This window comes from Vibrio sp. 10N.247.311.14, assembly GCF_041467715.1.
GTDB lineage: Bacteria > Pseudomonadota > Gammaproteobacteria > Enterobacterales > Vibrionaceae > Vibrio > Vibrio crassostreae_C.
Genome location: NZ_JBFSVE010000063.1, coordinates 1 through 23,762 on the forward strand (window position 1 = coordinate 1; position 23,762 = coordinate 23,762).

A 23,762-nucleotide genomic window follows, 5' to 3' on the forward strand; every position below is an offset into this window, starting at 1 on the left:
GCTTGTACGGTGGTGTGAGAGGACGGAGGCCGTGAGGCCTCCTCCTACTCGATTGAAACGTTAGGTCGAACTTAAAGCTCGCTCTTAGTCACTCTTGTGGTCACTTGCGACTCAATCACACCGTCTTCAACTTGAGTGGTGATCACTTCACCGACTTCGACATCGTTAATCGATGATACCGTCTTGCTCGATTCTGAATGAGTAATGCTGTAGCCACGCTTTAGGGTTGCCAGTGGACTAACGGTCTCTAACTTCTCTGCAGCCATAGCGAGCTGGTGGCGAGTGGTTAGTAATGTCTTGTCCATTGCATCCAATAGCTTTTGCTCTGAACGTTGCAGATGCAGTTTCTGTTCGCCAAGGCGTTTCACTGGCGAGTTCAATTGAAGCTGGTGCTGTTTACGTTCAACACGCTGTGCATGCTGTTTTAGGTATTGAGTCATACCACGACGCAAACGCATATCTAGGTCATCAAGCTGCTGACTCTGCTTTTGAAGTTGGTAGCTAGGGTGTTGCTTCTCTAAGCGGTATTTCAACGTTTGAGTGGATTGCGCCTGTTTGATTAACACATGACGAATCGCACTGACTAAGCGAGCACGTTTAGACGCGAAAGCTTGTTCTTTATGACTGTTATCACGGCTAACCAATTCTGCGGCAGCTGATGGCGTTGGGGCACGCATATCGGCAACGAAATCAGCGATAGTGACATCCACTTCGTGGCCAACGGCGCTGATAATCGGGATTTGGCTTGCTGCGATTGTGCGAGCTACGATCTCGTTATTGAAGCACCATAGGTCTTCCAGTGAGCCGCCACCACGGCCCACGATCAACACATCACACTCATTGCGTTCGTTAGCTCGTCCAATCGCTTGAGCAATCTGAATTGCCGCCTCTTCGCCTTGAACCATGGTCGGGTAAACCACAACAGGCAATGAAGGATCGCGTCTTTTCAGTACATCAAGAATATCAAACAGCGCAGCGCCCGTTTTTGAGGTGATAACGCCAACGCGCTTTGGGTGTTCAGGAAGTGGTTGCTTACTCGATTGAGCAAACAGGCCTTCTGCGGCAAGGTTCATCTTCAGTTTTTCAAACTCTTGCTGAAGCTTACCGTCACCCTCTGGCTGCATGCTTTCGATGATCAGTTGATAATCACCACGTGGCTCATAAAGAGACAGGCGAGCTTTGACTAGAACTTGATTACCATTCTGGGGCTTAAAGGTGACACGGCGGTTATTGCCACGAAACATGGCGCACTTAACTTGAGCGCGAGAGTCTTTAAGCGTGAGGTACCAGTGACCAGATACAGGTGCAGAGAAGTTTGAGATTTCACCAACGAGCCAGACTATTCCCATTTCGTTTTCTAATAGGAGACGAACCTCTGAGTTGAGGCGAGAAACAGTAAAGATGTTTGGATTAGTCATAGAAGCACTATCTTTCCTTGAAGGAAGGTCTTTCTTGGAATCTCACAGGGCGTGAGTATGGAAGATAGCGGCAATATAATACATAGCAAGGGGGTAAATGCAAATTAAAAATACAAAAATGTGTAGCCAAGCGATTTCGCCGTGCGTATAATCCGTCTGCAATATCAAATCCAAATCACTTTATTATGCGAAACGATAAAGTTGGGTTTACTCCTTTTAACACCTTTGTTGTGAGATATTGCAAATGCTACGAATCGCAAAAGAAGCTTTAACTTTTGATGACGTTTTACTCGTCCCAGCACACTCAACCGTTCTTCCGAACACAGCTGATCTTCGCACTCAGTTAACGAAAAACATTTCTTTAAACATCCCAATGATCTCTGCATCGATGGATACTGTTACGGAAGCACGCCTAGCAATTGCCCTTGCGCAAGAAGGTGGTATTGGCTTTATTCATAAGAATATGTCAATCGAGCAGCAAGCTGAAATGGTTCGCCAGGTTAAAATTTACGAAGCTGGTGTGGTTTCTCACCCAGTAACTGTAAGCCCTGACGCGACAATCGCTGATGTTGTAGCCCTTACTCAAAAACACGGCTTCGCCGGTTTCCCTGTTGTTACTGAAACAAACGAATTGGTTGGTATCATTACTGGCCGTGACGTTCGCTTTGTTACTGACCTTTCTAAGAAAGTTGATGTAGTAATGACGCCTAAAGCTCGCCTTGCTTCTGTTAAAGAAGGTGCAACTCGTGAAGAAGTTCAAGAGAAAATGCACGAAGCGCGTGTTGAAAAAGTTCTTGTTGTAAATGATGACTTCCAACTGACTGGAATGATCACTGCAAAAGATTTCCACAAAGCAGAACGTAAACCAAACGCATGTAAAGATGAGCGCGGCAGCCTACGTGTAGGTGCAGCTGTTGGTGCTGGTGCTGGTAACGAAGAGCGTGTTGCTGCTCTAGTTGAAGCTGGCGTAGACGTTCTACTTATCGACTCTTCACACGGTCACTCTGAAGGCGTACTTAACCGTATCCGCGAAACTCGCGCTGCATACCCTGATCTACAAATCATCGGTGGTAACGTAGCAACTGGTGCTGGCGCACGTGCTCTTATCGAAGCGGGTGTTAGTGCAGTTAAAGTTGGTATCGGCCCAGGTTCAATCTGTACGACTCGTATCGTTACTGGTGTTGGTGTTCCTCAAGTAACAGCAATCGCAGACGCAGCGGAAGTTGCAAACGAATACGGTATTCCAGTAATCGCAGATGGCGGTATCCGCTTCTCTGGCGATATCTGTAAAGCTATCGTTGCTGGCGCATCTTGTGTGATGGTTGGTTCAATGTTCGCGGGTACTGAAGAAGCACCGGGTGAAGTTATCCTTTACAACGGTCGTTCTTACAAGTCTTACCGTGGTATGGGTTCTCTTGGCGCTATGTCTCAAGGCTCTTCTGACCGTTACTTCCAATCTGACAACGCTGCAGACAAGCTTGTTCCAGAAGGTATTGAAGGTCGTATCGCATACAAAGGTCGTCTAAAAGAGATCGTTCACCAACAGATGGGCGGTCTACGCTCAAGCATGGGCCTAACGGGTTCTGCAACTGTTGAAGACATGCGTACTAAAGCTGAGTTTGTTCGTATCTCTGGTGCGGGCATGAAAGAATCTCACGTACACGATGTTCAAATCACGAAAGAAGCACCTAACTACCGTTTAGGTTAATAATACGTCCAAACGTTTGAATAATGTGCTGATTTAGTCGGCACATTAATATACCAATCGTAGTAAATAACTGGTCATCCTAGCTTGTTAAAAACCTCGATAACTTCGTTAGAATTTTTGATTGTAGAATAACTACTTATCAGAAAATCCTGCCTCGTTCTCAGGCTTTTTTCCTACGCTATTCCTGAACACTTACTTACTGTGATTGGTATTATATCTACCGCCTGTTTTGTTAAAAGTCCGATTTTCTCAAAACACGTGGTTAAAGATATCTAACGAAAACGTTTGCTTTATTTCTTGAAGAGTTAATCAGAGGTGAGTAAACTCGCCTCCGTTTTATCACATAGCCAATAAGACTGCTTACAATGACTAAAAATATTCATGACCAACGTATTCTAATTCTGGACTTCGGTTCTCAATACACACAGCTAGTAGCTCGTCGTATTCGTGAGATCGGTGTTTACTGTGAACTTTGGAGCTGGGACGTAGAAGAAGCGGATATTCGTGAATTCAATCCAGACGGTATCATCCTATCTGGTGGCCCTGAAAGTGTAACGGAAGAGAACTCTCCACGTGCACCTCAGTACGTATTTGATTCAGGTGTTCCTGTATTCGGTATCTGCTACGGCATGCAAACTATGGCTGAGCAACTTGGCGGTAAAGTAGCAACGTCTACTGAACGCGAGTTCGGCTACGCTGCTGTACAAGTAACTGGTGAATCTGCACTTTTCGCTGACCTTGAGTCTACTCAAGATGTTTGGATGAGCCACGGCGACAAAGTAGTTGAGATTCCAGCTGATTTCACAAAGATCGCTGAAACAGACACTTGCCCATACGCTGCAATGGCAAACGAAGAGAAGAAGTACTTCGGTGTTCAATTCCACCCAGAAGTAACACACACTAAAAACGGCCTGAAAATGCTTGAGAACTTCGTTCTTAACGTATGTGGTTGTGAAGGTCTGTGGACTTCAGCTTCAATCATTGAAGATGCAGTTGCACGTATTAAAGAACAAGTAGGTGACGACGAAGTTATCCTTGGTCTTTCTGGTGGTGTTGATTCATCTGTAGTTGCGATGCTTGCTCACCGCGCTATCGGCGACAAACTAACATGTGTATTTGTTGATAACGGCCTTCTTCGTTTAAACGAAGGTGAGCAGGTTATGGAGATGTTCGGCAACAAGTTTGGCCTAAACATCATCAAAGTAGATGCTGAGCAACGTTTCCTTGATGCTCTTGAAGGCGAAGCTGAACCAGAAGCTAAGCGTAAGATCATTGGTCACGTATTCGTAGATATCTTCGATGAAGAGTCTAAGAAACTGAAGAATGCTAAATGGCTTGCTCAGGGTACTATCTACCCAGACGTAATCGAGTCTGCTGCATCTAAGACAGGTAAAGCACACGTAATCAAATCTCACCACAACGTTGGTGGTCTTCCTGATGATATGGAAATGGGCCTTGTTGAGCCTCTACGTGAGCTGTTTAAAGATGAAGTACGTAAGATCGGTCTAGAGCTTGGTCTTCCATACAACATGCTTTACCGCCACCCATTCCCAGGTCCAGGTCTAGGTGTTCGTGTACTTGGCGAAGTGAAGAAAGAGTACTGTGATCTACTGCGTCGCGCAGATGCGATCTTCATTGAAGAGCTTCACGCTGCTGACCTTTACCACAAAGTATCTCAAGCATTCACGGTATTCCTACCAGTACGTTCAGTTGGCGTAATGGGCGATGGCCGTAAGTACGATTGGGTTGTATCTCTACGTGCCGTAGAAACTATCGACTTCATGACTGCTCACTGGGCACACCTACCATACGACTTCCTAGGTAAGGTTTCTAACCGTATTATCAACGAAGTTAACGGCATTTCACGTGTTGTTTACGATATTTCTGGTAAGCCACCAGCAACTATCGAGTGGGAATAATCTCTTAGAGATTTAACCAGCTTTGATTAAGATCTTAAGCCTCGAACTCAGTTCGGGGCTTTTTTCTTTTCGATTGATTATATTGATTCATTACATTAAAGGCTTATGAGCAATACCTCGAAATCAAATGAACAATAACTAGAAACCAAATGAGTTGGAAACTAGATATCAGCTCAAGAAACCATGAGACGCTTTGTTGTGCTGAGCCATGTATCAAAAAGATCACTCGCACTTTTTATAAATTCACACAGCTACAGCTAGGCCATTCCACATGTGAAGCATACTCTTTGATGGACTTATTAAGGACAGATAAGAGAATCCATCATGTTAAAAATCAAATATTTGGCGACAGTACTGGGCTGCACATTAGCAGCGCAAAGTCATGCGTCTTTGAACATTCAACCTGATCCGCAAAACCCGAATGGTTACCTTGTTGAAAAGTCGGCTCTACAAGCTGCTGAACAAGCGAAAACATCCGATCCTATGTATGCGATCTGGTCACAGGCCCTTCAAACTCGCCCGAATACAATCGTTGAAGCGATTGAACCCGGTTCCCCCTCGAATCCTGAAAACATAAAGCGTGTAGAGCGCGTGTTCCCTCAATCTGAATGGGACTTCCTCACTCAGATGGCAGCGCCAGAATATACTTACACTCGCTTCTTACGTGCGATTGGCAAATTCCCAGCCTTCTGTGGAGAGTACACCGATGGCCGTGACTCCGACGCCATCTGTAAAAAATCCATCATCACAGCCTTTGCTCATTTCTCACAAGAGACGGGCGGTCACATCGCGATAGACAACACCTCTGATAATCCATTAGATCTAGAAGAATGGCAGCAAGCGCTGGTGCATGTTCGTGAAATGGGTTGGTCTGAAGGCCAAGAAGGTTATACCACGGGTTGTGGTCAGAACGATTGGCAGAATGCACGTTGGCCATGTGCCGCGGGGCAGGGCTACTTCGGTCGTGGTGCTAAACAGCTTTCTTACCACTTTAATTACGGTGCGTTCTCAGAAGTGATGTTCGATGGCGATGCAACGGTGCTATTGAATAATCCAGGCTTGGTTGCTGATTCATGGTTGAACTTGGCTTCTGCTATCTGGTTCTTCCTTACTCCTCAAGCACCTAAACCAGCAATGCTGCACGTGATTGACCGTACTTGGACACCCTCTCAGCGCGAATTGGATGCAGGAATTGGCTATGGATTTGGTACCACGATCAACGTGATTAATGGCGGTATCGAGTGTGGTGAGCAAAATAAAGACAAAGGCCAGCCAGTTAACCGTATTCGTTACTGGGAAGGGTTAGCAGCGCATTATGAAATTCCTGTAGAGGCGGATGAAGCCAATACTTGTTGGCAACAAACGCCTTATGGAAGTTTGAACCTCAACGGCGCAACTGATGTGTTGTACACCAACTGGGATGGCAACTGGAAATACTACGCAGACCGTCCTGAAGGATACTCATTTGAATGTGAGTTGGTTGGATTCCAAACGGCATATTCCGCACTGGTGGCTGGCGATTACGAGAAGTGTGTGACCAACTTTTATGGTTCTCATGCGAGTTGGCCTGAAGTGAAAGTGGTCGATAAGCTGGATCCGGTAGATCCTGGTACTGATCCGGGTGGTAATGGTTGGAGTGCGACCAAGGTTTACAACGCGGGTGACCAAGTGACTCACAACGGTGCAACCTATGAAGCGAAATGGTGGACACAAGGGGATGACCCTACCAATGGCGGCCCTTGGAAATTGATTGCTGGAGAGCAAACGCCACCGGTAGTGACAGATCCAACGCCTGTTGATCCTGCCCCTGTCGATCCAGAACCAGTAGACCCTGCACCCGTTGAACCACCTGTGACAGAACCGCCAGTGGTTGTCGATCCATCTGAATTTATTACGTGGCAAGCCGGTGTTAGCCAAGTGAGTAATGGCGATAAAGTGACGCATAACGGTAAGTGCTTCGTGGCTAAAAACGGCCCAGGTGTTTGGGAAAGCCCAGTTCAATCGAATTGGTTCTGGGATGAAATCAGCTGTAATTGATAGTCTGAATACTGAAGAGGTGGCCTAAGTTACGAGCTCAGTAGTACGACCATAGCGATATAAATAATCAAAAGCCGAAAGTTTCTACTTTCGGCTTTTTTCCGTTTCGAACTTGGCTATTTAAGCAGGGTGATTGGTCTATTTGGCTATGTTGAAGCGCATTTAAAGACTAATTATCCAGTTAGAGGATAAAGTTCTGTACAAATGATGATTGTGAATTCATATTCAAATTTTATTTATATTTATTCTTTTATTTTAGGGTTAAGGTGTACCTATGGAACAGACAGATATCACGTCACTCATCCCCATTGTGATTACTTTGGTGTTGTCATTGGCGACAAGGAATGTGGTGATAGGCCTTTTTGCTGGTGTGCTGAGTGGTGTTGCAATGCTGACTGGCATGTTTAGCGAACTTAACCCGCTTGATACGTTTGGTACCATGGTGAAAGGTTACCTAGTCCCTCAACTTACCGACAGCTATAACGCTGGTGTGATCATGCTGTTGGTATTCATCGGTGGCTTTGTCGCATTGATGGAAAAGTCCGGTGGTGGCGTCGCGTTTGCAAAGCGAGTGACTCAGTGGGTAAGCAATAAATGCCAAGCTCAATTGTCAGCATGGTTGGGTGGAATCGTTATATTTTTCTCAGACTTAGGCACCCCTTTAATTGTTGGCCCTGTTTTTCGTCCCCTTTTCGATAAACTGAAACTTTCTAGACAGAAGCTAGCATTCATCATTGATTCAACCTCGTCGCCCGTTGCTATTCTTATCCCTTTCATTGGATGGGGTGTTTACATCATGAGCCTTATTCAGAAAGAGTTCACGGCGTTGAATGTCAACATGTCCGATTGGGATGCCTTCATCGGTGCGATTCCTTTTCAGTTCTACGCATTTCTTGCGATTTTCATCGTTCCGCTTGTGTCCGTTAAAGGTTTAGACTTTGGGCCAATGGCAAAAGCCGAGCGTGATTGCCAGGCGGGAATTAACTCTGGCGTGAATAACGAATCACTAAATCCGTTCTCGCATAAAAATGCAAAGGCATCTTTTGTTTGGGCACCATTGTTAGTGATGCTGGTGGTGTTGTGTGCCATGCTGGTACCACAAGGTTTCCCGTTCCAAAAGGTCGCAGGTTCATCATTTAGAGCGGCGTTATCATCGGCTTATTTCTTTGCGGCGATTACATTAATTTCGTTAATGGCTTACTACGGTGTAAGAAAGTTGTCTGATGGTGTTTCTGTGTACTTAAAAGGCATGGGAAACATGATGCCAGTCGCGATCATCTTGGTATTGGCTTGGGCATTAAGCACCGTTGGTAAAGAGTTGGGTGCGGCAGCTTATATTGCTGAGCAAGCACAGAGCGGCTTTCCATATTGGTTAGTACCTGCGGTCGCGTTTTTATTATCGGCTATCATTTCATTCGCAACGGGATCGTCGTGGGGAACCTTCGCGATAATGATGCCATTGGTTATTCCAACCGCGATTGCGATAGATGCTCCGCTTCTCGTCGCAATTGGCGCTGTGTTGTCTGGTGGCTTGTTTGGTGACCATTGCTCACCGATTTCTGAAACCACGATTCTTTCTTCAACCGGGGCAGGGTGTGATCAGTTTGAACACTTTAAGACGCAGCTTCCTTACGCATTGATGAACGGCTCTATTGCTCTGATTAGTTTTGTAGTCGCAGGCTTTACGGGAAGTGCATTGGTTGTGTTAGGCGCTCTTGTTGCTCAGTTGATTGTCGTGACGTTGTTAGCCAAGCGCGATGCGAGTAAAAACGCTTCTTCAGACGTTCAATCTCAAGTGTCTGAGTCTAAAGCTCAACAAGCATAATTTAAGATAACAGGTGAGTGAGTAGATATGGGATGCGAGTAAACGAGTAACGAAAAGCTCGCTCTCTTGTTCTTCATTTCACTTACTCGCATCTAAGCAAACTTCCGTCATTCCCTACAGTGAGGAACGAACGTGATAGGGAATCTCTTTAGTGCGCCAAACGTGCTTATATCGAAGAGGAGATTCCAGATATCTCGTCCCTCGATTCTGGAATGACGCTTCAATCGAGACCTGCTCCTCTTATCCCGCTTACTCGAATCTAAAGACTCTTTTCGTATCTCGCATCTCGTTACTCGCATCTTTTTCATAGCGCGACAGGGAATTTGTTCATTTATAGGTTCTATGAATTAATTAGCGTTGTTATGAAACTAATTTTCCATAAGATCATTTACACAATCTTAGTTTTCGATAACTGGATTACCTAGTTGTACGGTTTATAGATTAAAATTTTCTGATAATTTTTATCGTTTTTTTTTAATCAACCACTTTAATAAGGTAAATTCGCAATGTCGACCAAACTAGCTAACCCAGCGCCACTAGGCTTAATGGGTTTCGGTATGACCACTATTCTTCTTAATATCCACAACGCAGGTTTCTTTCCAATCGATTCAATGATTCTTGCTATGGGTATTTTTTACGGTGGTTTGAGCCAAGTTATCGTGGGCACAATGTGTTTCAAACGTGGTGACACGTTCGGTACAACTGCGTTTACTTCTTACGGCCTATTCTGGTTGTCTTTGGTTGGTTTAATCGTGATGCCTTACATGGGCCTACCTGCAAGCCCTGCAGCATTCATGGGTTGGTACCTACTACTATGGGGCATCTTCACAGGCTTCATGTTCATCGGTTCTCTATGCTACCCAGTGGCGAAGCAAGTAGTATTCGGTTCACTAACTATCTTGTTCTTCCTACTTGCAGCTCGTGATTTCACTGGCAGCGAACTAATCGGCACTATCGCTGGTTTTGAAGGTATCTTCTGTGGCGCTTCAGCTATTTACTTTGCAATGGCACAAGTAATCAACAACGAATACGGCCGCACAGTACTGCCTATCGGTGAGAAGAAAGCACCTCAAATGGCAACACAAGAAATCGCTGCTTAATACTCTAACTCGGGAACAGTTAGTTTGTTATAAGCCATTTATTGGTTATGAATAAAACAAAAGGGGTTAGCCGAAATGGCTAACCCCTTTTTTATGCGTTAATAATAGCGCTATTTTTTTAAAGCGACCTATTTGCTAAGGAAAGCTTAAGCTGAAGGTTGCTCTACAGGTTTAGTGTCTGCAGCTTCTGCTTCAGGAGACTTGCCTGTTTTACGCTTGTACTTCTCTTCCCAGTAAGTAGCACCTTTAATGCCTAGTTTTACAGGGTTGAACGTGTACTCAGTTACGCCTTGTTTCTGCTGTTCTTCGTAGTCAGCTAGAGCTTTAAGCGCAGGCTTAGACATGAAGAAGATGATCAGAATACCAACGATGTTTAACCATGCCATCAAGCCAACACCAACATCACCCATTGCCCATGCAAGGTTCGCTGTTTTAACTGTGCCATAGAAAACCGCAGTGATAAGAACAAGCTTAAGTACGAACATCATGCCAGGGATCTTGATGGTACGACGTAGGTAAGCAATATTCGTTTCTGCGATGTAGTAGTAAGCAAGAATCGTTGTAAATGCGAAGAAGAACAGAGCAAATGCGATGAATGGCTTACCAATGCCTGGTAGTGCACTTTCAATAGCAAGCTGTGTAAATACAGGACCATTCGCACCGATGTTTGCTGCTAGGTTCTGAACAAGGAATACACCCTCAGCGCCGCCGTGAACGTTGTAAGCACCAGTGATGATGATCATGAACGCTGTAGCTGAACATACTAGAAGAGTATCGATGTAGATAGAGAACGCTTGTACCAAACCTTGCTGAGCTGGGTGATCAACACTTGCAGCCGCTGCCGCGTGAGGACCAGTACCTTGACCCGCTTCGTTTGAGTAAACACCACGCTTAACACCCCAACCAATTGCAGCACCGAAGCCTGCCATAGGTGTGAATGCATCACCAACAATCATTGCGAAAACAGTTGGCACTTGGCTGATGTTTAGCAGAATGATAACGAACGCGATGATGATGTAAGCCAATGCCATGAAAGGAACAACGATTTGTGTGAAGTTCGCAATACGTTTAACACCACCAAAGATGATGAAAGCAAGGATGATAGCAACAACAGTACCGGTGAAAATTTTAGCGAAACTGAATGTACCGACAGCTGTTTCAATCATGTCACCTGAGCCAAATGCAGCTTCTACAGCATTACCAATACTGTTTGACTGAACACCTGGAAGCAAAATACCACATGCAAAAATAGTCGCGATAGCAAAGATCCATGCGTACCACTTCTGACCCATTGCTTTTTCAATGTAGTAAGCCGGACCACCACGGAACTGGCCTTCGTCTTCTTCTTTGTAGATTTGCGCTAGCGTAGATTCTGCGTAAGCAGTCGCAGCGCCAAAGAAGGCTACAACCCACATCCAGAATACGGCACCTGGGCCACCGAAACCGATAGCGGCAGCAACACCAGCAATGTTACCTGTACCGACACGGCCAGATAGCGAAACGGCTAGAGCTTGGAAAGACGAGATGCCTTTTGATGAGCTTTTACCCGATAGTAGCAAGCGCCACATTTCAAAGAAGTGACGGATTTGAACAAATCGAGTCATGATGGAGTAGAACAAACCGGCACCTAAACATAGGTAGATAAGTACTGGGCTCCAGATTATTCCATTCAAAAAATCAACGAATGACTGCATGAGTATTTTCCCTGTTAGTTTTGCTTATGATTGTTTTTTGAACAACACAATACTTCACTTGTAACCCGAGTGTTAAATTATTTAACTGCGCATTAGGATTACTGTGACATAAAGCAAGTTATAGAGGGTGTTTGTTAATGCTTAGTGCTAATTCTAGAATCGTTCCATTTAATCTGATATGCAACTAGTTGTGATTTATTGTATTTTGAAAAGTGAATAAATAGTGATTAATACAGAAAGGGGATCTTGAGGTGCGCATAAGAAACGAAATTGCGCAAAACAGCGGTTAAAGCCGATTAGCATAAACGGCTGACATATGGATGGTGGGATAAGTAGGTTGGAATATATCACCTGCATCAGGTGAGCTAGCAGGTCTATGAGACTATGGCTTTTGAAGGTTTGATAATTGAGGCCTTAATATCTACCTAGTAAAAGTTGTTAATTTGATGCATGTTTCAAACAACTACGAACCCTCGCGCCTGTAATTCTTTAGCGAACTCAGACTGAGTATTTGGCTCGCCGTGAATCAAATGCACCTCTTTCGGTGGAGTCGCGATGCCGTCTATAAATTGGTAAAGATCCTCTTTATCAGCATGGGCAGAATAGCCAGACATGCCATGAATTTGAGCATTAACCTCAACGTCTTTGTTATCAATAGAAACCTGCATTTCGCCTTGTTGCAGCTCTCGTCCGAGCGTCCCGTGCGCTTGATAGCTCGCTAAAATTACATCGGTTCGTTTATCGGGAAGCAAGGCAGATAAGTAGTTCATTATCCTGCCACCCTGACACATCCCAGAAGCTGCGACCACAATCGCAGGTTCACCTGTCGACTTGAGGCGATTCACGATTTTCTTGTGCATTCTATGTCCATCGACGGTAATGCACTGCTCAAAAGCGAGTGGGTGGCGTTCCAGTTCAAGACGCTGCTTTGCTTCTTGTCCCCACAACTCTTTAAAGCGTCGGTATGAACGTGTCACTTTCTGAGCCATCGGAGAATCGAGAATAATAGGAATATCGCTACGGAGTTGATGCTCAAAGATCAGGTGCTCGATATCAAACAGCAGTTCCTGAGTTCTGCCGATACTGAAGGCCGGAATTAGAATAACGCCACCGTCGAGCAGTGAACGATCAATGATTGCTTTGAGGCGCTCAGCTCGCGTAGCGATATCATCATGAGTACTGGTGCCATAAGTGGATTCGATAAACAGATAGTCGGCTTGTCGTGGTGGCTTAGGATCGGGCAGTAGTGGTGTGTTACTTGGGCCTAAATCGCCAGAGAAGACTACCACCTCTTGGTTGGGTAACTTAATCTCGATATAGGCAGAACCTAAGATGTGCCCCGCAGGTTGAAAGCGAGCATACAGAGTATTTGGCCTATCATGATCCTTTCCGTTGTTTTGCTGTTTAGACGTGATTGGAAACCATTCCCCGTAAGGCTTGGGAGCAATTAACGAATGAATCTTTTTGAGTATCAGCTTCGACTGTTTATTGCTGAGTCCTTGCAGCTTTAAGCCATCCTCAATCATTAAAGGGGCAAGTTCAGCGGTGGCTTGCGTGCAATAAATCGGTTGGTTAAACCCACTGGCGAGTAACCAAGGTAATCGGCCAATATGATCAATGTGAGTATGGGTCAGCAGCAGAGCGTTGAGGTGGGATGTTTCAAATTCAATATCAAGAGGGCGAGTGTCCGCACCTTGAAGCTTTTTACCTTGAAGATCTAAACCTTGAAAAAGGCCACAATCGATGAGCACCGCTTGGCCTGAATCTCTTAGCTCGTGACAAGATCCGGTGACAGTATGTTTGCCACCATGGTGAATCACTTCCATCGTTTACTCCCATTGCTCTATAAAGCCGTTAACGCCTGTTTTTATTTTGCGGATAAGCGCCAGCAAGTAAAACAAGAACAATGAGAGTTGCGATCGTTGAGTGTCTTTTTAAGTAACTGAGCGATGACTCAGTGGTTTCGTTGCGAGTTAGTTCGTAGAAGAACGATCTGAATCCAACTCTGGTTTTTGCTGCGCCTCTAAACGAGCCACTTCGGCATCAAGCTCTGCGATTTTCTCTGCCATGAGTGCGTGACAGCGATTGGCCAGCTCTCTTGCATCGCTGAGCTTGTATCCAGACACATCGATAGGTTCCAGCATCTCGGTGATCACAATGCCATTATTGACACGATTAAAGTCGATCTTATTGTGCGTGGTGCTGGTACACATCGGGGTGATAGGCACGCCGGCTTCAATTGCCATTCGGAAAGCGCCTGTTTTGAATGGCAGTAGTCCACGCCCTTTACTACGGGTTCCTTCCGGGTAAACCCAAACAGACAGATTTCTCTGATGAATCGCTTCCGCCACTTGCTTGATGGTATCGCGTGCTTTGGACTTGTCTTCGCGGTTAATCATGATGTTACCGGTGATCCAATACAGCAGACCAAAGAAAGGCACATACAACAAATCGCGCTTGCCCAATGAAACAGTGCGTGGTCTTAGCATTCCTGGGTCGGTTACAAAGTCTAATATGCTTTGGTGGTTAGAGATGTAGACGCTGTTTTCTGGTGTTGGGGCATTGTCTAGGCCGCGCTGCACCAGTTTTACACCGATGATCTTTTGGAGTTGGTTGAACCAACGACAGAAAACGTACACATGCTTGGGGTTCTTGGGGCTAAACAAGCAGTAAACAAAAGCACATAGAGTGGTGAAAATAATAAACACCGTAGCCAAAATAATACGAAGAACAGCAAGCACAATTCACTCCTTACTCACCGCAAGATGGCAGTGATTAAATAGTTTTAGATGCTTGAAGTTTTCACTCTATTTAACCGAATTGCAACAATTAACTGTGATAGGGGGTAATTTTTAGATCTTTATATAAAACAAGGACTAACAATGGGTGCTTGACACAGTTATCGAGCTTACACGTGTTCACCAGTAATGGCTCATGATCACCAATACTGTTTATTTGGATCCGATTTTTCTACCCATTCCGGATCTTGACGAGATTCTAAGTAGAGTTGTAGGCCGTTATAAGACATGAAAGCTGCAGGGCCCCCGAGGTGCTCGAAATAGTCAAAATACTCATCTTCGAGAGCACAAAGGTGGGCTAGATCTTTAACCTTGTTGGCCAGCGCCCACTGAATGGCAAATACAGGCGCTATTGAGCCTGAAATATTCACCTCTTCGACGTTTGGGTTAAACATTGAATTAGCTTGCTCGAGCAGTATCTCTTCTTGTTCAGACTCTTGTTGCAGCACTTCTTCGACGATCTCCGAGCGCTTGGTACTAGAAACACTCTTGTTCAGCTTGGCGATTCGCAGTGCGTAGCTAAATCGGTCTGATGAAACGATGTCGACAAGTTGCGAGAGCAGCTCTTTGTCTACGCCTGCTGCCTTGGTGAAATAGTCGATACATGAATTGATTGAGGCATAACGAGTACCGTCAAACTCAAAGCCACTGGTTTCGTCGTATACCTCAAGTGGGATGTCATCAACCGACAAAGGCCAGCCTTTATAATCGACGCGTTGCTTGGCTATTTGATACATCTTCCAAGCGCTGCGCCCAAACCCACCGAGCGTCGAACCCGAGAAATCAGAATCAATAAGCTCTTGCTCCGTCCAGTTCTCACCGATGCCAAGGTGCTTAGCGTACTTGTCTATCAGAGTGTGTTTTATCTGATCGCGCACAGACCAAATTGAGGTCAGATTCTTTGAATAGTTAATTCTCGCACACTCATTACAAGCCGGCAGTGCTATCGGTGAATGGCCTATCTTGGCAACAGCTTGCACTGTCTTGGGAAATTCAACAAGGTTACTGGAAGGTTCACCACAAAACCAACAGGTGTAGCGCAGGTTGAATGGGGTATCTATGTGTGAGTATGTGTTCATTAGTCTTTATCGGCTAGGTGCTTTAGGCGAGTTAATCATCTTCAAACAATTATCTCTGTTCGCACGTCACCTTGCACCTTGTTTGTTTTTGTTTTGCTGATGAAACTGATTCATGATGTGACTCGCCTGATGAGCTCACTAGGTGGATATCGATATAAAACAGTCACTAACGATAAATATTGCTCGGTGTGGCTGAACTTGCATGAGCTGCTAGCAATCGCCTAAGCTCCCCATTACTATTGAGACAGACTCCTTACCCCAATAGCGCATATGTCCTCATCGATTCCATTTTACGATAAAAATGCTCACATACTTTGCCAGCAGTACAACTCAGTGACGTTCGAGACGGTGCATAAAAGCTGGCAAGCTTATTGGCCTCTAGAGGGCGATAAAGTACTAGATGTCGGTGCTGGATGCGGTCGTGATGCGCTGTGGATGCATAAAGCCGGAGCTGATGTTATTGCGATAGAACCAAGTGTTTCATTACGCGAACAAGGCTCGAAATATACAGGCCCAAGTGTTACCTGGATTGATGATTCACTTCCCTCACTTAGCCGCACTGAAAACCTCGGAATGCGTTTTGACTTGATATTGGTCAGTGCTGTTTGGATGCACTTAGCCCCGTCTCATCGAGAGCGTGCATTTAGAAAATTGTCTAACTTGCTGGCTCCAAATGGCAAGTTGGTGATCACTCTGCGTCATGGGGAGTTTCAAGACAGTCGACAAGGCTATGAAGTCTCGATTGAAGAGCTCGAGCGTTTATCAAAAAACAGCGCCTTGTTGGTTCGTCATGTCGATGATAGCCAAGACACATTGAACCGCAGTGAAGTGTGGTGGCAAACCGTGGTGATGACATTGCCAGACGATGGCTCCGGTGATTTGAACAAGGTGCGCCACATTATTGTGAATGACAACAAGTCGGCCACATACAAGTTGGCTTTGTTGAGAACTCTACTGAGAATTGCGGATGCGCATTCAGGCGCTGTGATTGATCGAACTGATGGGAAAATTTCTCTACCAGTGGGCTTGGTTGCTCTGTATTGGGTTAGGCAGTTTAAGCGACTGATTGATATCGACATAGAAGGCGCTGGGATTCAGCAAAATAGCAACACAACGAAGGGACTTGGGTTTGTAAAAGAGGATGGTTGGAATAAACTCAAACACTTAAGTGCTGATGATCTAGCGATAGGCGCTATGTTTCTCGGCGATGAAGCTAAGGCTCTACAAAAGCTATTTTCACAAACGATCAGCACCATTAAATCAGGACCTGTGACTTTCATTTATCAAGGCTCGAAAGACAACCGACTATTCGATATATACCCACCTCACAAACGACGGAAGAGCCGAGAATCACTGGTCATTGACAGTGAGTTCTTAGAAAGCTTTGGCTATTTCACTCTCGATGAAAGCCTGTGGGAGTGCTTTAGAATCTACCACTCTTGGATTGAACCGCTGGTGGTGAATCAATGGGTCATGGAGATGCAGCGTTTCGAGTTGAACCGACAGCGAAGTATCTCATTGCAGACGTATCACGACTGCTTGGTATGGATCGATAAAAACCACGATACTCGCGATGTGCGTAAACGTGTCGAGCAACTTAGATCTGATCGTGCCGACATTGTCAGCGTGTGGAGTGGAAAAACATTAAAAGTGAGTATCACGTTGATCATTGTTTGCCTTTCGCTTACTGGCCAAACAACGATAAGTGGAACCTCTTTCCTACTACAAGCAAAGAGAACTTAAGTAAAAGTGACAAAGTTCCTACGGCTGAAAAGCTGCGCTCGTCTAAGTCTCGTATTCTAGAGTGGTGGCAACTCGCTTGGAACGATTCGGCTCATTTTGAACAACAATTCTTTTCAGAAGCCGCGCTTTCGTTACCTAACATACCAGCGCAGTGTCGAGACTTTGAAGAGGTGTTTGACGCAATGGGCTTGCAGGTACGTGGTGTAAAAAGCCGGCTGTTGATTAGTGAGTGGCACTGATCATTAAGTGGGCTAGTTATCCCAAATAACCCTCAACAAACTAATCATCGAGAACATAATGAAATACATCGGAATTGATGGCTGCAAGGCGGGTTGGCTCGCTTGGATTGTCTCTGACAGTGAGGTTCCTGAGTTTAAGGTAGTAAATACGCTCGATGAGTTAGTTGATGATCTTGCGGAAGCAACAACGTTAATCGACATGCCTATTGGCTTTAGCGATTCGCTTACTCCAGATAGATTATGCGATAAAGCAGCAAGACGTTTTCTCACCAGCAAGCGTGGATCTTCCGTGTTTCCTGTTCCGTGCCGAGAGGCGGTTTACCAAAAAGATTACATTGCGGCGTGTGATGCCAATGTGGAACAGCTTGATAAGAAGTTTTCTAAACAGACTTGGGGGATTGTGCCCAAGATCTGCGAGCTTGATGAGCTCATTGAAACTCATCCCAATCTTTCTATCAGGGAATCACATCCTGAGGTGGTGTTTGCAGCTTTGAAAGGCGAGCCGCTGACGTTTTCAAAACGAACGCCAGAAGGCAAAGAAGAACGGCTTTCTATTATTCAGCAACTCGCCCCTCAATGGTGTGATGGCTTGTCGTTGGCCATTTCAAACACTAAACGTAAAGACGTCGCGATAGACGATATTTACGATGCGTTCGTACTTATGTTGGTTGCCTATTACGCTCCGCAATTATCGACCTTACCTGAGCCTTCTGATGTTGGTGGAGAAGCGGATGTCGACCAGAATGGACGAGTTCGAGAGATTGTCTATTGGGATAAAACGCGCTAACAAAGCGGGCGCTCCACTTGGCTAAATATGTTATTTTTCAACTTATGCTATTTTCAAACATCTGCTACTTTTCACTCTTACTATTTGTGAGTCTTTGATATGAAACGTTTTATTGTCGGCTGGCTGGCCACTGTGCTCAGTGCTGCGAGTTATGCCCAAGTTGCCCCTATATCTCAATGGCAATGCGACATGATGAAAAAGAACAATGTTTTGAGTAGTGGTGCGCCTGTTGGTTGTGAGCGACTATCCAAAGTGGATTTCGACTTCATTAATTTCAAAGGGGAAACGCAACAGGGCAATATGATCGTGCTTGATGTGGTTGCACCTGCGGTTGAACAAATCTTTTCAGAGCTTAAACAGCGCAATTTTCCTCTTCATTCTGCTCGCCTAATGCGTGAATTCAGAGGTGACGATAACGCCTCAATGGACGCGAACAACAGCAGCGCGTTTAACGCTCGCCCTATTACAGGCGGAGGAGGTTGGTCGAAACATGCCTATGGTGTGGCGATAGACATCAACCCAGTTCAAAACCCTTTCTTAGAGTTCGATAGCAACGGAAAAATAACGGTAAAGCCTTCACAATCTGCGACAAGCTATGTGAACCGTACTCGCTTTCGTGCGCGTGATGAAATAGAACGCCGCGGCATGGCTGAAGATGTGGTGGAGCTGTTTGCCCATCACGGATTTATGATCTGGGGAGGGGATTGGAATAGCCCAATCGATACTCAGCATTTTGAGGTTGGATCAAGAAAGTTCGTTAACCAACTGCTCTCTAAACCACAACCTGAAGCCGAGGTGTTATTTGAGCGCTACGTCGAATCTTATCGACAGTGCTATCTCAAAAATAAAGGTGAGGACGCAGAAAAAGCTCGAGCTGTCTGCGCAAAGAAAACAGTCGGGACTTTTTAGTGCTATGTTTATCTAGAACCGTTTGTGTTTTAGCAAGTTAAACTCGCTTCAGGTGTGTTTTGAATCGCTAAGGTCAGCGCTCGTTGTTGGCCTTTTTTGTATTCATTTCTTCAATAGAACACTGAGTATTGAAAAGGTTATTGGGTGTCCATTAGTCAATAATCGATAAGCGAATGCAGCGCAAAGTCATCGGTTTGTCATTTAAAAACTCATAGCGTTAACGTTATGTGAGAACCATTACTGGTGGGGGAACTCTTCGCTGAAACGCCAGTATTATTAGTGAACTGATCACAACGGACCAACTAATGAAAAAGATACCTTTGGCTCTAACTCTTTTAAGCACTCTACTTTTTTCACAATACACTTTGGCTACTGACACTTCACCTACCACTCAAAATCCCACTTACGAACTCGATGGTAAGTCGGTATTAGGTCGCACTGAGAACGTGTACTTATCTAGCGTTCAAGGGCTAAAAGACGTTCCTTTCATTGGTAAAATTGATACCGGTGCAGAAACCACTTCTATGCATGCTGAAGACATTCATGTGAAGAGCTCTAATCCCGATTACCAAAACCTCAAAGACAAAGAGTTGATGGCGGCGTTAACCGAAGACCTGTTGAACAATTCTGATGTTGATTACGATGATTGGGAAGGCAGCACCTTTGCGAAATATGAAGCTGTGGTGTCTTTTAAGGTTCAAAACCCACGTACAGGAGATATGGTATTAATCGAAGCGCCTTTAGAGCGTGTCAGCATGATACGCAGCCGCACTAGCAGCACGCCTTTACTTCGTCCTACCGTAAAAATGTCGCTTACCATTGCAGACCAAGAGCTAAAAACAGACGTTAACCTGACCGACAGAAGTCACTTCTCTGCGCCAGTATTGATCGGCAAAACCTTCCTTGCGGATAACGCACTGGTGTTTGCGGGCTACGACTACTTACAAGAGCAAGAGAACGCAACAGTGGTTGGCCGTAAAGAGGTAGTGTCTATCTCTGGAATGGCGATGAACGCGACCTTCTCATTAAAAAATCGCTACAGCATCCTTCATGCAAAAGACATCGATATAGATAAGAAGAACAGTGAAGTGACGTTTGATATGTTCGACAACGACGGCAAGCAAAAAGAGATGACATTGCCGTTGGTTCGTATGTTAAGCGTGAGCGGTAAGAAGAGACCTTTGGTGTATGTGCCTGTTCAACTCGATGAAAACACGACTAAAGACGTTCTGGTGTACCTACGTGAGCGCTCGAGTAGTGAGTCGCAGTTGAGATTTGGAACCAACACCGCCAGCGAACTCTTCATGATTGACACCAGTGCTGAGAATATTTTATTAGAAGGTTCAGAGAACTTTAGTGATGTGGCTGAGTCTGGTCAGCCTATGATTATCTCGCCGGAAGAGGACATCACCCTAGATGACTTCCCGCTTAAGGCTGTGGCTTCTTTCACTGTCAATACACCTTTGCTGAAGGTCGACAGTTTTGAAATGACAGGTAAAGGCAAAGATGCTTCCGTTGAATTTTATCTTACGGATGTAAATGGTGAGAAGCAGAAGGTGACCAAGCCAATTATTAAGAAGCTTAAAGTCGGGGATGATACTCGCCCTGTTGTAAGTGGTGAGTTTGCGGTGTCTGGAAAAGTGCGTACGCAAGAGTTCGCCATCGACGTGCTCAATACAAATGAGAAAGAAGCGTACTTTATTTTAGGCAAGAAGATGGCAAAAGAGGGCGTTTACGTTAATACGCGTTCTGATTACCTTCTGAAAGCCGAACCACTGTTTAAAGTTGGGCATATTGAAGTAGTAGAAGTGAACGGCATGAAGTTCCCGGCCAAGCTCGACACTGGTGCGGATGTAAGCTCAATGAACGCAGTCAACATCAAACGATTTAAGAAAGATGGCCAAGACATGGTGAGCTTTACCTATCAAAACAACCAAGGCGATAAGCAAGATTTCACCAAGCCAGTGATTGATGTAATGCGTATCAAAGCCAAGAAAGGCGAGAAGGTGAACATTCGCCCTGTGGTAGAAATGAAGGTTAAGCTCGGAGACCTAGAGAAAGAGGTGAGGGTAAACCTTCAAGACCGTTCTCGCTTCGAATACAGCATGATCCTAGGTAAGAACTTCTTGAAGCACGGCGCAGTAGTGAGCAGCGATGAAGATTACTTGTTAGGTGATATGGAGTAACCCCTAAACTTATCTAAGTTCGTAGCAGAACAGATCTAAACAGCCACACATTTCATTAATGGGATGTGTGGCTTTTTGTTGATTGTTAATTGTTGCCGTGACAATATTTCAAGTAATCGTTTGTTTTTACTCAAGAGACAGATCGACTAGACTACAATGAAGTGGAATTCACTTTAATTTTTAAAACATCGTATTCGGCAGGCGAGTAAATCGTGCTGTCGGATCGAGAGAGAGAGCATGTCAAAAGCAGAAAAATCTTCGCGTAAGCTTAGTTTAATTATTATTTCGGTTATTTTAGTAGTGTGGCTTTACAGTTTGTGGGCCGACCGCGTCACACCAATGACGGGGATCGCCCGTGTTCACTCTTATATTGTGCGTATTGCTCCTGAAGTTTCTGGCAATATCACGTCTGTGCAAACTGAAAATAATCAGGTCGTTGAAACGAACCAAGTGTTGTTTGAAATTGATGCTCGAAACTATCAGATCAGTTTGCGTTCCGCTGAAGCGAATCTTGCTCAAGTAGGCCAAAATATTGGCGCAAGCACAGCGGCGGTTAACGTTGCACAAGCGAAAGTGACTGAGGCGGTTGCGGCTCGGGATAATTCTCGAGAGCAAGCGAGTCGAGTGAGTGAACTCGCCAGTAAAGGGCTGGTTAGCCGCTCTGAATTAGACAACGCCATAGAGAATCGTGATCGTGCTGAAGCGTCATTGAAAGCCGCAGAAGCCTCTTTGGTTCAGGCAAAACAAGCGTTAGGGCCAGAAGGGAGTGATAATCCACAAGTGTTGGCGGCGATTGCAGCCCTTGAGCAGGCTCAGCTCAACTTACAGAAAACCCAAGTGATGGCTCCTTCTCATGGCGTGGTGAGTAACCTACAACTGACGGTAGGCCAGCGAGCAACCGCAGGCTCACCTGTTTTGACCTTTGTTGATCCGCGAGAGGTGTGGATATCTGCGTTATACAGAGAAAACTCGCTAGAGCATATACAAGTCGGGCAAAGAGTTGAGATCGTATTGGATGCGTTACCGGGGCGAGTGCTATACGGCACGGTTGATAGCATTGGTTGGGGAACGGGTGGCAGCAATAGCACTGACCAAGAGACTGGCTTTTTAAATTCAGACACCAATTCTATTGCCGCGCAGCGCTACCCAGTCAATATTGTGTTTGATCATGGTGAGGTTCCAAGCAACATTCGTTTTGGTTCACAAGCCACAGTGGCTGTCATGACAGAGCAAAGTACCCCAGGTGAGTGGCTTGCTCAGCTTTGGATGAGAATTCTAAGCGTGTGGACTTATGTTTCATAGCTCAGCTAACTCCATTATTCGATTGGTGTTACTGCCGCTTTCGCTATTGTTCTACCATCAACAAAGTGGGCAGATGCTCGCTGTTTTGTCGCCCATATTTGTTGTGATGTTCATGACATTGATGCCATCCAAACCACCGATTAATTTAATATTAAAGGTGATTGTTGCATTAATCTTAATCAGCTTTGGTGTGGTGTTTTTTGGTAGTGTATTGGTCGACTCGCCAACCGGTTTTGTCCTCTATTGCTGGCTATTGCTGTTCTGGAGTTATCAGCGTAGCCATCAGAATACAAAAGATATCATCGCGACACTGACCATTATCGTGGTCATCGTGATGGTGGTGGTCAACAAGCAGATGCATCTCCCAATGGCGGGATTGCCCCTATTGTTCTTTGAAAAGCTGGTGATAGCTTTGATCGTCACTTACTTGGGGTTCTGGTTGTTCCCGGGGGATGAAGTGAATGTCCTTCAGACTGCGGCCGTTTCCGATGCGCCCACTACTGGTGGCTATATCATGGTTGCATTTAAAGCGACCGCGGTTGTGGTTGTGCTGGCGATTTTGGTAGGAAATTCGGTGTCACAAACGATGTTGATTGCGATTACGCTTGGCAGTATGTTGAAAAGCCCATCGAATCACGACCACCGTACATTCAGCCGAAACAAGCTTGTCACCACTGGCGTTGGCATTCTGTTTACGTTACCTGTGATGATCATGATGGTGTCAGGCGCTCCAATCTTGGTTATTTATGGCGTGAGTTTGGTGTGTGGTTTGCAACTTGCGTGTTTTGCTATCAGGCGGCAGGCGAATCTGACGATTTATCAGCTCTTGTTTACTAATTTTACGACCTTGGCTTATCAGATCATCAGCCACCCAGGATCTGCGTCCCTCTCGGCACAAATGACACGTCTATTTGCCATTGTTTGTGCAGTCATGGTTGGCGCAGTGGTACTGGGCTTTCTCAGCAGTAATACTAATCATAGTCATACCGATCACAGTAAGTGATTAATATTTATAAGT

15 protein-coding genes and 1 pseudogene are annotated in these 23,762 nt (G+C 45.2%); 11 read left to right on the forward strand and 5 right to left on the reverse strand.

Annotated features, from left to right (window positions below; translation table 11 throughout):
• Positions 1-71 precede the first annotated feature (71 nt).
• Positions 72-1,418 carry an exodeoxyribonuclease VII large subunit gene (gene xseA, locus AB6F11_RS18980; RefSeq protein WP_102393626.1) on the reverse strand — a complete coding sequence of 449 codons (1,347 nt, stop codon included), beginning with the start codon at positions 1,416-1,418 and terminating at the stop codon, positions 72-74.
• A gap of 244 nt (positions 1,419-1,662) precedes the next feature.
• Between xseA and guaB the strand changes: the two genes are divergently transcribed.
• The 5 genes from guaB to AB6F11_RS19005 all read left to right on the forward strand — a co-directional run bounded on the left by guaB (position 1,663) and on the right by AB6F11_RS19005 (position 10,007).
• Positions 1,663-3,126: an IMP dehydrogenase gene (guaB, locus tag AB6F11_RS18985; protein ID WP_017062496.1), complete on the forward strand. Its 1,464-nt coding sequence runs from the start codon at positions 1,663-1,665 to the stop codon at positions 3,124-3,126.
• A 365-nt stretch (positions 3,127-3,491) separates the two neighbouring features.
• On the forward strand, positions 3,492-5,045 hold the full coding sequence (guaA, locus tag AB6F11_RS18990; protein ID WP_017066418.1) for a glutamine-hydrolyzing GMP synthase: 1,554 nt from the start codon (positions 3,492-3,494) through the stop codon (positions 5,043-5,045).
• A gap of 324 nt (positions 5,046-5,369) precedes the next feature.
• Positions 5,370-7,082 (forward strand): chitinase, encoded by a 1,713-nt coding sequence (locus AB6F11_RS18995; protein ID WP_102393627.1) that lies wholly within the window; start codon positions 5,370-5,372, stop codon positions 7,080-7,082.
• A gap of 274 nt (positions 7,083-7,356) precedes the next feature.
• Positions 7,357-8,907 (forward strand): Na+/H+ antiporter NhaC family protein, encoded by a 1,551-nt coding sequence (locus AB6F11_RS19000; protein WP_065584648.1) that lies wholly within the window; start codon positions 7,357-7,359, stop codon positions 8,905-8,907.
• Positions 8,908-9,413: 506 nt separating this feature from the next.
• Complete coding sequence (locus AB6F11_RS19005; protein WP_010440610.1) at positions 9,414-10,007, forward strand: acetate uptake transporter; 594 nt, start codon at positions 9,414-9,416, stop codon at positions 10,005-10,007.
• Between the two features lie 146 nt (positions 10,008-10,153).
• On the opposite strand, the gene AB6F11_RS19010 is transcribed toward AB6F11_RS19005, so the two are convergent.
• The 4 genes from AB6F11_RS19010 to AB6F11_RS19025 form a co-directional block, all read right to left on the reverse strand.
• Positions 10,154-11,701: a sodium:alanine symporter family protein gene (locus AB6F11_RS19010; RefSeq protein WP_017069529.1), complete on the reverse strand. Its 1,548-nt coding sequence runs from the start codon at positions 11,699-11,701 to the stop codon at positions 10,154-10,156.
• Positions 11,702-12,156: 455 nt separating this feature from the next.
• Entirely contained in the window at positions 12,157-13,527 is a 1,371-nt protein-coding gene (locus AB6F11_RS19015) for an MBL fold metallo-hydrolase (RefSeq protein WP_102393628.1), read from the reverse strand.
• Between the two features lie 147 nt (positions 13,528-13,674).
• Positions 13,675-14,442 carry a 1-acylglycerol-3-phosphate O-acyltransferase gene (locus tag AB6F11_RS19020; protein ID WP_102393629.1) on the reverse strand — a complete coding sequence of 256 codons (768 nt, stop codon included), beginning with the start codon at positions 14,440-14,442 and terminating at the stop codon, positions 13,675-13,677.
• Between the two features lie 197 nt (positions 14,443-14,639).
• The gene (locus AB6F11_RS19025; RefSeq protein ID WP_102393630.1) at positions 14,640-15,578 is read right to left on the reverse strand and encodes a hypothetical protein; all 939 of its coding nucleotides are present in this window, start codon (positions 15,576-15,578) and stop codon (positions 14,640-14,642) included.
• A 270-nt stretch (positions 15,579-15,848) separates the two neighbouring features.
• Here AB6F11_RS19025 and AB6F11_RS19030 point away from each other — a divergent pair.
• The 6 genes and pseudogenes from AB6F11_RS19030 to AB6F11_RS19055 all read left to right on the forward strand — a co-directional run bounded on the left by AB6F11_RS19030 (position 15,849) and on the right by AB6F11_RS19055 (position 23,747).
• Positions 15,849-17,560, forward strand: a pseudogene (locus AB6F11_RS19030) (class I SAM-dependent methyltransferase).
• A gap of 58 nt (positions 17,561-17,618) precedes the next feature.
• The gene (locus AB6F11_RS19035; protein ID WP_102393631.1) at positions 17,619-18,347 is read left to right on the forward strand and encodes a DUF429 domain-containing protein; all 729 of its coding nucleotides are present in this window, start codon (positions 17,619-17,621) and stop codon (positions 18,345-18,347) included.
• 99 nt (positions 18,348-18,446) lie between these two features.
• Positions 18,447-19,256 carry a M15 family metallopeptidase gene (locus tag AB6F11_RS19040; RefSeq protein WP_102393632.1) on the forward strand — a complete coding sequence of 270 codons (810 nt, stop codon included), beginning with the start codon at positions 18,447-18,449 and terminating at the stop codon, positions 19,254-19,256.
• A 305-nt stretch (positions 19,257-19,561) separates the two neighbouring features.
• A complete protein-coding gene (locus AB6F11_RS19045) occupies positions 19,562-21,442 on the forward strand; it encodes a RimK/LysX family protein (protein ID WP_102393633.1) in 1,881 nt (626 codons plus the stop codon).
• Between the two features lie 237 nt (positions 21,443-21,679).
• Positions 21,680-22,744: an HlyD family secretion protein gene (locus AB6F11_RS19050; protein ID WP_017059741.1), complete on the forward strand. Its 1,065-nt coding sequence runs from the start codon at positions 21,680-21,682 to the stop codon at positions 22,742-22,744.
• Positions 22,734-23,747 (forward strand): DUF2955 domain-containing protein, encoded by a 1,014-nt coding sequence (locus AB6F11_RS19055; RefSeq protein ID WP_102393634.1) that lies wholly within the window; start codon positions 22,734-22,736, stop codon positions 23,745-23,747. The genes AB6F11_RS19050 and AB6F11_RS19055 overlap by 11 nt, the downstream gene beginning before the upstream one ends.
• Positions 23,748-23,762: the final 15 nt, after the last annotated feature.